This window comes from Staphylococcus sp. LCT-H4 (assembly GCF_001866145.1).
Classification (GTDB): Bacteria; Bacillota; Bacilli; order Staphylococcales; family Staphylococcaceae; genus Staphylococcus; species Staphylococcus succinus.
Genome location: NZ_MODY01000003.1, coordinates 386,814 through 398,482, shown reverse-complemented (window position 1 = coordinate 398,482; position 11,669 = coordinate 386,814). Strand labels below are relative to the sequence as shown.

General features: G+C 32.5%; 13 protein-coding genes. 8 read left to right on the top strand and 5 right to left on the bottom strand.

Translation table 11 applies throughout. The annotated features are described in order from the left end of the window. The first annotated feature begins 10 nt into the window (after window positions 1-10). On the top strand, window positions 11-322 hold the full coding sequence (locus BK821_RS10810; protein WP_071331663.1) for a rhodanese-like domain-containing protein: 312 nt from the start codon (window positions 11-13) through the stop codon (window positions 320-322). 157 nt (window positions 323-479) lie between these two features. Here the strand turns inward: BK821_RS10810 and BK821_RS10805 are convergent, their stop codons facing one another. The 5 genes from BK821_RS10805 to BK821_RS13645 all read right to left on the bottom strand — a co-directional run bounded on the left by BK821_RS10805 (window position 480) and on the right by BK821_RS13645 (window position 3,816). Further along, window positions 480-1,739, bottom strand: coding sequence for a BaiN/RdsA family NAD(P)/FAD-dependent oxidoreductase (locus BK821_RS10805; RefSeq protein WP_071331662.1), 1,260 nt, complete (start codon window positions 1,737-1,739; stop codon window positions 480-482). Between the two features lie 90 nt (window positions 1,740-1,829). Continuing rightward, window positions 1,830-2,183 carry a tyrosine-type recombinase/integrase gene (locus tag BK821_RS10800; RefSeq protein WP_071331661.1) on the bottom strand — a complete coding sequence of 118 codons (354 nt, stop codon included), beginning with the start codon at window positions 2,181-2,183 and terminating at the stop codon, window positions 1,830-1,832. 13 nt (window positions 2,184-2,196) lie between these two features. Beyond that, window positions 2,197-2,445 (bottom strand): tyrosine-type recombinase/integrase, encoded by a 249-nt coding sequence (locus BK821_RS10795; RefSeq protein WP_071331660.1) that lies wholly within the window; start codon window positions 2,443-2,445, stop codon window positions 2,197-2,199. A 53-nt stretch (window positions 2,446-2,498) separates the two neighbouring features. Further along, the gene (locus BK821_RS10790) at window positions 2,499-3,299 is read right to left on the bottom strand and encodes an Ltp family lipoprotein (RefSeq protein WP_063410274.1); all 801 of its coding nucleotides are present in this window, start codon (window positions 3,297-3,299) and stop codon (window positions 2,499-2,501) included. A gap of 19 nt (window positions 3,300-3,318) precedes the next feature. After that, complete coding sequence (locus BK821_RS13645) at window positions 3,319-3,816, bottom strand: hypothetical protein (protein WP_256201630.1); 498 nt, start codon at window positions 3,814-3,816, stop codon at window positions 3,319-3,321. A gap of 643 nt (window positions 3,817-4,459) precedes the next feature. Between BK821_RS13645 and BK821_RS10780 the strand changes: the two genes are divergently transcribed. The 7 genes from BK821_RS10780 (at window position 4,460) to trmB (ending at window position 11,607) form a co-directional block, all read left to right on the top strand. Then, a complete protein-coding gene (locus BK821_RS10780; protein WP_046836742.1) occupies window positions 4,460-6,097 on the top strand; it encodes a putative polysaccharide biosynthesis protein in 1,638 nt (545 codons plus the stop codon). Further along, the gene (locus BK821_RS10775; protein WP_071331659.1) at window positions 6,094-6,792 is read left to right on the top strand and encodes a pseudouridine synthase; all 699 of its coding nucleotides are present in this window, start codon (window positions 6,094-6,096) and stop codon (window positions 6,790-6,792) included. The genes BK821_RS10780 and BK821_RS10775 overlap by 4 nt, the downstream gene beginning before the upstream one ends. A 15-nt stretch (window positions 6,793-6,807) precedes the next feature. Continuing rightward, entirely contained in the window at window positions 6,808-7,221 is a 414-nt protein-coding gene (locus BK821_RS10770; RefSeq protein ID WP_046836740.1) for a YtxH domain-containing protein, read from the top strand. A 226-nt stretch (window positions 7,222-7,447) separates the two neighbouring features. After that, on the top strand, window positions 7,448-8,857 hold the full coding sequence (gene pepV, locus BK821_RS10765; RefSeq protein WP_046836739.1) for a dipeptidase PepV: 1,410 nt from the start codon (window positions 7,448-7,450) through the stop codon (window positions 8,855-8,857). Window positions 8,858-8,859: 2 nt separating this feature from the next. Then, the gene (gene dat, locus BK821_RS10760) at window positions 8,860-9,708 is read left to right on the top strand and encodes a D-amino-acid transaminase (RefSeq protein ID WP_046836738.1); all 849 of its coding nucleotides are present in this window, start codon (window positions 8,860-8,862) and stop codon (window positions 9,706-9,708) included. Between the two features lie 459 nt (window positions 9,709-10,167). Beyond that, window positions 10,168-10,959 (top strand): phosphotransferase family protein, encoded by a 792-nt coding sequence (locus BK821_RS10755; RefSeq protein ID WP_046836737.1) that lies wholly within the window; start codon window positions 10,168-10,170, stop codon window positions 10,957-10,959. Between the two features lie 12 nt (window positions 10,960-10,971). Then, window positions 10,972-11,607 (top strand): tRNA (guanosine(46)-N7)-methyltransferase TrmB, encoded by a 636-nt coding sequence (gene trmB / locus BK821_RS10750; protein WP_071331658.1) that lies wholly within the window; start codon window positions 10,972-10,974, stop codon window positions 11,605-11,607. Window positions 11,608-11,669 lie beyond the last annotated feature (62 nt).

Genomic DNA, 11,669 nt, shown 5'->3' with positions numbered 1-11,669 from the left:
GGAATTGAACATGGAATCTATTACAGTTGATGAATTAAAAGAAAAAGTTTTAAACGCAAACCCAGTTAATATTGTAGATGTGAGAACGGATGCAGAAACAGCTATGGGCATTATACCAGGCGCAGAAACAATTCCCATGAACCAAATTCCAGAAAATTTAAGCCATTTTAATGAAGATGAAACTTATTACATCATATGTAAAGTTGGCGGTCGTAGTGCACAAGTTGTTCAGTATTTAGAACAAAATGATGTACGTGCAGTAAATGTCGAAGGTGGCATGGATGCTTGGGGAGACGAAGGTCTAGATGTTAAAAGTGTATAATAAAGATTAAATATAAAGATTAAGGGTCCTATTACTGTAAACGTAATAGGACCTTTTTTAGTTGAAAAATTTAAATACAAAATTTTGCGGTTAATTGGTTTCTAATGGGAATAGTGGGACAAGTTATATGATAGTTGTGTAGCTAGACTTTATAGTCTTATGGCTGAAAGACACCTGCATTAGTCCCTGACACATGTCCTGTTACTAAGGCGCTAGTGATGTTATATCCGCCAGTATAGCCATGTATATCTAATACTTCACCACATAAGAATAAGCCTGGTACTATTTTGGACATCATTGTTTTGGGGTGGATTTCTTTTAATGAAACGCCTCCTCCAGTTACAAAAGCTTTATCAATAGGTAGTGTACCGTTCACGCTAAAAATGAAGCCTTTCAATAATTTAACTAACTCATTAATTTGTATGTTAGAAATGTGGTGGGCTGTAATTTCCTCTGTAACTCCAGCTTGTTCTAACATAAATAATAAATAACGTTCTTCTATTAAGCCATGTAAGCTGTTTTTTACATATTTATCTGGCGTTTCCTTTAATAATGACCTAATTTGTACCTCTAAGTCATTCGTTGAAAGTTCTGGAAATACATCTAATTGCATTTGTATATCTTGTTTTTTTTGATTCTTTTGCTCTTTATATACAAATTGACTACAGCGTAAAGCAGCAGGGCCACTGATTCCGAAATGAGTGAAAATCATATCCATTTGATGAGTGATACGATGTTTGCCATTTTTCTTTAATACAGATAAAGCTACATTCTTTAAACTTAACCCTTTTAGACGTTTTTGTTTAATAAATGGTTCGGCAGACGTGATGGGTACTTCTGTAGGAAATAACTCTGTTATAGTATGACCAAGAGCTTCTGCAAATTTGTAACCGTCACCGGTTGAACCTGTTTGTGGCACGCTCGTACCACCAGTTGCAATGATGAGACTCTTACTAGTAAATTGCTGTTGATCATTGAGTGTAACTTGGAATGTTTGATCTTCAGTGTAAGTAATAGAGTGAACAGTTGATTCCTCCATTACGTCTACCTTATTTTGTTGAATAGTGTGCGTCAGAGTATCCACTACATCTTGTGCTTTGTTTGATACGGGGAACATTCGCCCATGATCTTCTTCTTTAAGTTTGACACCTCTCGATTCAAAAAATTGAATAATAGATTCATTATCGAATACAGAAAAGGGGCTATATAAAAACTTTCCGTTACCAGGTATGTTTTTTATAATTTCGTCATAAGGAAGACGGTTGGTAACATTACAACGGCCACCACCAGAAATTTTTAATTTACGACCAAGTCCTTTTTTCTTTTCAATCAATAAGATATCATCACTGTTAGTACTTGCCGCAGCAGCCGCCATCAGTCCACTGGGACCGCCGCCTATAATAATTGTTTGATACATTTAATTGCCTCCCTTTACAATATAATGTTATTTTATAGTAATAACATTCTTGTTGCTATGAATCGCTATATTAACGGAGTTTATAAGGTTTTATAATGACATGTAAATTATTTTAAGGGCATAAAAAGGGCAAACATAAATAATTTTTATTGCCTCTAATTTATTAACCATAGCTTTTTCCATCTTATCAGTAACATATGTATACACTTTTAATGTTGTATTTGAGTTACTGTATCCGACACGATTCATGATTACTTTTAAACTCATACCCAATTCAGCAAGTATTGAAATATATGTATGTCTTAAAGTATGACTAGTCACATGTTTATTGATTTTTAATTCAGTTGTACATTCATGCAAAGCCTTATTTATTCTATTAGATTGGATAGTGTTACCACTTAAAGCACAAAATATAAAACCACAATCAGTATATTTAACTTTCATAAGTTTTAACTTCTTACTTTTCTAACACAAGTTTATTAATGATTTCAATACATCTTGTCGTTAAATTTATTACTCTATAACTTTTATTAGTCTTCGTTGTTTCTTTCGAACCGAATCCCTCATCACTTTTCGCCCAAAACATTGTACCATTTACGCTTAATGTTTTGTTCTCAAAATCAATATCATTAACTTTTATTGCTAATAATTCGCCTATACGTAAACCTGTTAAAGACTGAAACTCTATTGCTAAAGCTGTGTACAAAATTCCTCCTAAAAAAGATAAAAAATATAGGGCAGTAGGGACTGCCCATTGAATTATTCTTCTACACCATTTTTATCATATTTAGTAACATTTCCATCCTCATCTACAATATATGAACCAGCAAGGTCACCATCTTTAGTATAAAAAGCAAACCCCCAACTTCCATTCTCTCTTTGTTCTGGTTCTTTAAATGTATAGGTGCCAGTATCTAACGTTTCACCTTCGTAAGTTTCTACGAAATCCATTACGTTCTCTCGAGTTACTGTATTTGTATCGTCTTCATAATCAGTATCTTGGTTAGATTTTTTGTTTTCTATATTATCAATAGCATATTTAGCTTCTTCTTGGGTGTATTTATCACCGGCATCAGAAGTCAATTGTTTAAATAACTCATTGTCAGACATAGGCATAATATCTTGATAGTTTTTAGCGCTTTTTAATGCATTTTCTTTATAATCAGCGTCTAAGTTATCAATAGCATATTGTGCTGCTTCTGCTGGATATTGATCACCAGCACTTGATGTTAGTTGTTCATACAATCCAGCCTTTGACATAGGCATAACACTTTGATAGTTTTTAGCGCTGTCTAACGCATTTTTAAATTCTCTATTAACATTATTATCTTTTTTGTGTTCATTCAGTGAATCAGAATTTGATTCACTGTTATTATCAGTATCTTCTTTATCTAATTCCTCTTTTTTATCTTTGTTAGGTCTCTTACTTTCTTCATTTTTCTTATCGTCTTTTGATGACGATTGTTTTTCTTTTTTATCTTCTGACTTACTTTCTTCCGAATTCCCACATGCTGATAATGCTAAAAAACTTGCTAATACTAAGAATAATACTTTTTTCATTTTACATACCCCCGAAAAATTATTTATTTGCTACAATTTTTAATAACTCTATGATTTCATCATTTTGCTTGATTAATTTATCGTTTTGAGCAATTTGTATGAAATTTTGATTTTGTTGCGTTTGATAGTAGTTATACATAGCTTGCTTTTCCATATTCAACGTGAACGCACCCAATGCATGATAGAATTTATCGAAGTTTGCCATAATATTTTGCTTACAAAAGGCGTCTGTTGTTGTTTGGCTAGGTTTATAAATACCTTGTGTAGCAAAGAACTTATCTAATTTTTCATTACTTTTTATTAATGTTTCATTTTGATAAGTTGGGTTTGTTTCTTGCATTTTTGTTTGAAAATGGTCATAAAATTCTCGTTTATTATTTTTGTACTCTTTAATAAGTGGTTTTTTAGTTTCCACATCTAAACTTTCCCAATAATCCTTTTCTTCTTTGTTTTTTTTGAAAGTAGCAACGATTTCAGTTTCGGTCATACTTTCTCTAAAACCTAATTTATCTGCCATAATAAACTCTCTCCCTTAATATTGTTTGTACGTTACATATTTCATTATATATAATATTGGGTGAAAAGGTTAGTTGTTTTTTAGTTTATCAAAACAAATTTGCTATAAACGTTAGATTTAAAAGGGAACATACGTTCTATTTAGACTTAAAAAATATAATTACGATTTTTCGATGTCTAATTGCATAAAATTTATTATATATTCATTGTGTTCGACAAAAAGGCCATACCTTATAATCTTCTATCACTTGTTTGAAATAAAATCTGTCTATTCCCGTTGACAGACATATATCATCCTTGTACATAACAATCTATTAATTTTTGGAAAGGTAAAGCTAAATCATAACCAAATCTTCGTGCTTTTAATTCTTGTCTTAAATCATTTATATGTTTTTTTATTTGGAGTATGAAGAAACTGGTTTAATTAAGATAAGATTAAGTAAGTTAACTGTGACGAATAGCTAGTAAAATAATTAATTAAATCATAACAAAGAAAGCTTATACCTAAGCCCTTAGTTTACAATCACTGGCACTGGGTAAAACATGTGTGGTATTTTATAGTAATATAGTTTTGAAAAAAAGTAGTTATAACGTTATTATTGAAGTTATGAGTGTAAAAATTAATTTGAGATAGGAAGATCTGAATGAGTGAAAGTAAAGAATTAGTGAGGGGAACCTTTTTAATCACGCTTAGTATACTAATTACCAAAGTATTGGGCGTAGTTTATATTATTCCATTCTACGCGATTATAGGCGGAGAAGAAAATTTGGCGCCTTTCAACTATGCATATACCCCATATAACATTGCAATTGCAATTGCGACTGCTGGAGTTCCATTAGCTGCCTCGAAATATGTGTCTAAGTATAATGCTATAGGTGCATATAAAGTTAGTGAAAAGTTATATAAATCAAGCTTTATGGTAATGACAGTAACAGGATTTATAGGTTTTATTATTTTATATTTATTAGCTCCAAGTATCGCAACGATAACTTTAGCGCATGAATCAGGTGCTAAAGGTGGCTGGTCAGTAGAAAATATTACTTGGATTATTAGAATTATAAGTATGGTTGTTATTTTCATTCCTTTACTTGCTACATGGCGTGGTGTATTCCAAGGTTATAAATCAATGGGACCTACGGCAGTATCAGAAGTTATTGAGCAAATTGCACGTATCCTATTTATTCTAATAGGTAGTTACATAGTGCTTAACGTTTTTAATGGAAGTATTTTAGCAGCTAATGGTGTTGCAACGTTTGCAGCAGCGGTTGGTGCAATTGCTGGGATATTTACATTATGGTATTACTGGAGAAAACGAAAGCCTAATATACAGAAAATGGTAGATAGTGATACAACAGGTATTGATGTATCTTATGGGAAAATGTATAAAGAAATTATTTCTTATAGTATTCCATTTGTTATTGTGAGTTTAAATTTCCCACTATTTAACTTAGTCGACCAATTTACACATAATGGTGCTTTAGATATTGCAGGTGTACCGAGTCGTATGCATGACTATTTCTTCACAATATTAAATATGACCACTAATAAAATTGTGATGATTCCAACTTCTTTATCGGCTGGGTTTGCAGTAAGTTTGATTCCGTTTATTACAAAAACGTATGCAGCTGGTGAAATACAAGAAATGCATAGACAGATACGTACATCTTTAGGTGTATTAATGTTTATTACTGTACCGGCAAGTTTAGGTATTATGGCACTTGCTTTACCGATTTACACAGTTTTCTATAGTTATAATGTTGATGGAAGTAATGTTTTATTCTATTATGCACCTGTTGCGATATTGATTGCCTTGTTAAGTGTAACGGCATCTATGTTACAAGGTATTGATAAACAAAAATTAACAGTTTACGTTATTTTAGTAGCAGTCGTTATAAAAATTATTTTAAATACACCACTTATTGTTGTTTTCCATTCACAAGGTGCAGTGTTAAGTACAGCTTTAGCCTTATTATTCGCCATATCATGCAATTTTGTTATTCTGAAAAAATATGCTAAATTCAACTTTGGTGAGACTTGGTTACACTTTAGTAAGATATTCTTATATGGACTTATCATGATGATTGTCGTTGAAGCAGTATTCTTTGTTCTTAAAATATTCATCCCTGTTCAATCAAAATTTGGTTCGTTAACAATTATAATTATTAGTGTTGCAATTGGAATGCTTGTTTATGCAAGTATGACAATGAAGACAAGACTTGCCGATGAATTTTTAGGTGATATTCCAAATAAAATCAGACGTAAGTTAGGAATTGCTTCATGAGATTAGATAAGTTTTTAGCGAATATGGGAATGGGTACACGTACAGAAGTGAAGCAATTATTAAAAAAGGGTGAAGTTACAGTCAATGAAACCCAAGAAAAATCACCCAAAGCACATATTAATCCATCGGTAGATAAAGTTAAAGTTCATGAGGAAATCGTTCAATATATAGATAAAATTTATTTAATGCTAAATAAACCACAAGGCTATGTGTCAGCAACAGAAGATGATAAGCATAAGACAGTAATTGATTTAGTAGGTAAATATAGATACTTGGATGTTTTCCCTGTAGGACGACTAGACAAAGATACGGAAGGATTACTTTTAATCACTAATGATGGACAATTTAATCACGACTTAATGAGCCCGTCAAAGCACGTTTCTAAGACATATGAAGTAATTTCTGAAAAAACAATTACAAAAAATGATATAGAATTGTTTAAATCGGGTATAGCATTGGATGAAGGATTGGTGAAGCCAGCTGATTTGGTTCAATGTGATGAAGAAAGAAAATCACTTGTCACAATTTACGAAGGAAGGTATCATCAGGTTAAGCGTATGTTTCATGCTATAAACAATGAAGTGATAGCTTTGAAACGTATGAGTATTGGCGATTTACAACTGGATCAATCATTAGCGCCAGGCGAGTATCGTCAATTAACCCAAGAAGATTTCAAAAAATTAGGATTAAAATAAAGAAGAGGTGCTATTATGTCAAAAATTTTAAAAGCAGTGGTAGGAATTGGTGGAGCAGCTGCAGCAGTTGTTCTTTCTAAAAAAGAAAATAGAGATAAATTAAAAGGCGAGTATAATAAATATAAGGCTAACCCTGAATCATATAAACAAAATGCCAAAGACATCGCAAGTCAAATTAGCTCTAAGGCAGGAGAAACTTTTAACGAAGTAAAAGGTGATCCAAAAGGATATGCTTCTAAAGTAAAAGAAGATCCAAAAGGATTTATTAATAGTCAAAGAGAACACTTCAAAGGTTCAGCTAAAAAAGATGATGAACATATTGAAGAAGCAAGATTCACTGACGAGGGTGCAGCTGATCCTTCAAATAACCTTCGTGTAGTTACTGAAGAAGAATTAAAAAATAATAGTAATAAACACGAAGATAAATAATATTTCTGTTATATAGATAAATTGTAAAAGCCTAGTTCAATTTTTGAACTAGGCTTTTTGAGATTAATACAGCATTTGTAAAATACTGTATTATAGTGCTCACACTGTTTACATTAAAAAAGAAACAGTCGGAATTTTAAAATAATAGTGCCATCTCACTGTAGTTTCTTCATTACTTCATGTAAAATATTAATTACATTAGTCTTAAGAAAGAAGTTGATCTCAAATGTGGAAAGAAAAAGTGCAAGAATACGAAGATTTCATCATTGAAGATTTGAAAGGTTTATTATCAATTGAAAGTGTGAGAGATGACAGTAAAGCGTCATTAGATAACCCAGTCGGACCAGGTCCGCGTAGAGCACTAGATTATATGTATAAAATTGCGGAACGCGATGGTTTCGGGACACATGATGTGGATCACATTGCAGGAAGAATTGAAGCGGGCTCTGGAGAAGATGTATTCGGGATTCTATGTCACGTAGATGTTGTGCCAGCTGGAGATGGTTGGGAATCTAATCCTTTTGAACCAGTCATTACTGATGACAAAGTTATAGCACGAGGTACGCTGGATGATAAAGGGCCTACAATAGCGGCGTATTATGCAGTGAAAATTCTGAATGACATGAACGTCAATTGGAAAAAACGTATACATATTATAATCGGAACGGATGAAGAATCTGATTGGCTATGTACAGATCGATATTTTAAAACTGAGGAAATGCCTGCGCTTGGCTTTGCTCCGGATGCTGAATTCCCAGCAATTCATGGCGAAAAAGGAATTAGCACATTCGATGTGATTCAAAATGAAAAAGATGAAGCACAAGATGAACCAGAATACGAGTTACGTTCATTCACTTCAGGTCAACGTTATAATATGGTTCCAGATGAAGCGGTGGCTAATGTTGCAGTGAAAGAAAACATGACTGATGTCATTCAAAACTTTGAACAATTTCTTTATGAAAATCATTTAGAAGGAGAAAGTGCTGTTGATAGTGGTGTGTTAGTGCTTAAAGTTCAAGGTAAAGCAGTGCATGGTATGGACCCATCTAAAGGTGTGAATGCAGGATTATATTTATTGAATTTCTTAGCTACAATTGATTTAGATCAATCTGCAGCTAACTTCGTTAATTTCAGTGAGCGATACTTATTTAATTCTCATTTTGGAGAAAAAATGGGTATGAAATATCATACTGAGATTATGGGCGACGTTACTACAAATATTGGTATTATTTCATATAATAATAACAACGGCGGTAAATTTGGTATTAATCTGAGATATCCAGAAGGTTTTGAGTTTGAAGAAGCTATGACAAGATTTGAAAATGAAATTCAACAATTAGGGTTTTCAATGAAATTAGGGAAAAATCAAGTTCCACATTATGTAGAAAAGGATGATCCATTCGTACAAACGCTAGTTCAAGCTTATAGAAACCAAACTGGTGATGAAACTGAGCCGTATACGATTGGTGGAGGCACATATGCACGTAATTTAGATAAAGGCGTTGCATTTGGCGCAATGTTCAGCGATTCAGAAGATTTAATGCACCAAAAAAATGAGTACATTACAAAAAAACAATTATTTAATGCAACGAGTATTTATTTAGAATCATTGTATGCATTATGTGTGGAGGGATAACTATGACAAAAGTATTAATCAACGAACAATTATTAGAAGAGCATGACGCTAAGGTGCCTTATAACGATAGAGGGTACGTTTTTGGTGATGGTATATATGAATATGTAAGAATTTATGACAATCACTTATTTACTGCCAGACCTCACTTTGAAAGACTATTAAGAAGTGCCGCAGAAATTGGTTTAGATTTGAAACACGATGTGGATTCGATTATTGAGCTTGTTCAAGAATTGATTAATGCGAATGGCGTAGTTAATGGTGGTGTATATATTCAAGTTACACGTGGTGCAGCACCTCGTGATCATGCTTTCCCAACTCCATCAGTAGAAGCGAATATTATGGCGTTTACAAAATCATATGATCGTCCATATAAACAATTAGAAGAAGGTATCAATGCTGTAACTACAGAAGATGTACGTTGGTTAAGATGTGATATTAAGAGTTTGAATTTACTAGGCAATGTATTAGCAAAAGAGCTTGCAACAAAGTACAATGCTAAAGAGGCAATCCAACACCGTGGTGATATCGTAACTGAAGGATCATCTAGTAATGTTTATGTGATTAAAGATGGTGAAATCTATACACATCCAACTAATAATTACATTTTAAATGGGATTACGCGTAGAGTTATAAAATCTATAGCAGAGGAAAAACAAATACCATTCAATGAAGAAACATTTACATTAGATTTCTTAGAGAACGCAGATGAGATTATTGTTTCAAGTACTTCAATAGAAGTAACACCAGTTATTAAATTAAATGGTAATCCCGTTGGTGATGGTCAAGTAGGTCCAATTACTAAAGAATTACAAGAAGGATTTAATAGATATATTGACACGGTTAGTTCATAATTTCCATAAATGGATAGAAAATGTAACATAAATTGATGATAAATTATGTTATAATTCTTAATGAGCCGTTTAAAAGAATACCATAAAATGACGAAAGTAAAATGTGACTTTTTGTTTCTCATTTTTGGTTGAAATAGTAAGTCAAACAATATAAAATCTTTATGAGCGATGAAATTTTGAAGTGGAAAATTTCATGAAAAAGATAGAAAAATGTTAAATTTAATGGTCTGTTCTAAGGTGATTTGTGATATGCTATATAAGTTATTATAAATTGGATGGAACGGTATCTATATTATATAAAAAATGGAACTTGAACCATGGAGGGACAATGTGTATGTCATAAGACGTGAGGCTACACAATTCTGGTTGAAGTTTATAATTTTGAAATAAAATTATTATATATGGCTCTCGAAAATTGTTTTCTTGAGCCATTTTCTAATTGAAAGTGAGGTGAACGTGTTGGAGCAGTTTTATCAATTAGGATGGACGCTAGATTCAGCAGGTGGTGCATCGGGTGAAGCTTATATGGCAGAACAAGATGGACAAAAGTTATTCTTAAAGAGAAATTCAAACCCTTTTATTGCAGCGCTATCTGCTGAAGGTATTGTGCCCAAATTAGTTTGGACCAAGCGCATTGAAACCGGAGAAGTCGTAACGGCACAACATTGGAAAAATGGTAGAGAGCTTACTTTCAATGAAATGCACGAACAACGAGTCGCACATTTATTGAAAAAAATACACAATTCTAGAACATTATTAAATATGTTGAAACGTATGGAAATGGAGCCTATTACACCAGATATTTTATTAAATAAAATAAACGCTTCATTATCTAGAGAAGTTTTGACACATCATGTTGTTAGAAAAGCTTTGACTTATTTAGAAGATCATATGCCTAATTTAGATCCGCGTTTCTTTACAGTAGTTCATGGTGATGTTAATCATAACAATTGGTTATTGTCGGATCATGATGAACTATACCTAGTTGATTGGGAAGGTGCTATGATTGCTGACCCAGCAATTGATTTAGGCATGCTGCTATACAATTACGTTCCAGAGAAAAAATGGTCTCAATGGTTAGAAGTATATGGTGCAAAAGATTCCATGGACTTACAAAAAAGAATGAAATGGTATACAGTAATACAATCTATTGGCATGGTGCAATGGTATGAAGAACAGAAGCGTTACAAAGATATGAATTTATGGCTGAACTTTTTGAATGAAGTAATGAACAACAATGCGTTTATATAAGGAGTTATGAGAATGAGAATGCGTCACAAGCCTTGGGCAGAAGATTATTTAAAATCACATCCAAATATTGTAGATTTAGATGGTCGTCATGCAGGGAAAATCTCGGAATGGTTTGATAAAGACCAACCGATATACATTGAAATAGGTTCAGGCATGGGCCAATTTATTACTACACTAGCTGCGCGCAATCCTGATATTAATTTTATATCAATGGAGCGTGAAAGTAGTGTGATGATAAAAGTGTTAGATAAAGTTTTAGAACAAAATCTAACTAACATTAAATTGATTTGTAATGATGCTGCAGAACTTAATGACTACTTTGTAGATGGCGAAGTGGCACGTGTTTATTTGAATTTCTCTGATCCTTGGCCGAAGAGAAAACATACAAAACGTAGATTGACATATCACACATATTTAGCATTATATAAACAAATTTTACAAAAAGATGGAGAATTACATTTCAAAACGGACAATAGAGGTCTTTTCGCTTATAGCTTAGAGAGTATGTCACAATTTGGTATGTATTTTATTAAGATAAACTTAAATCTCCATCAAGAAGATGATGGTAGTAATATAACGACAGAATATGAAACGAAGTTTTCTGAGAAAGGTTCAAGAATCTATCGTATGGAAGCTAAATTTCATTAAAAATACTATAAAATTTGATTGATAGAACATTCGTTTCTATCAATTTTTTTTGCTTTAATTTA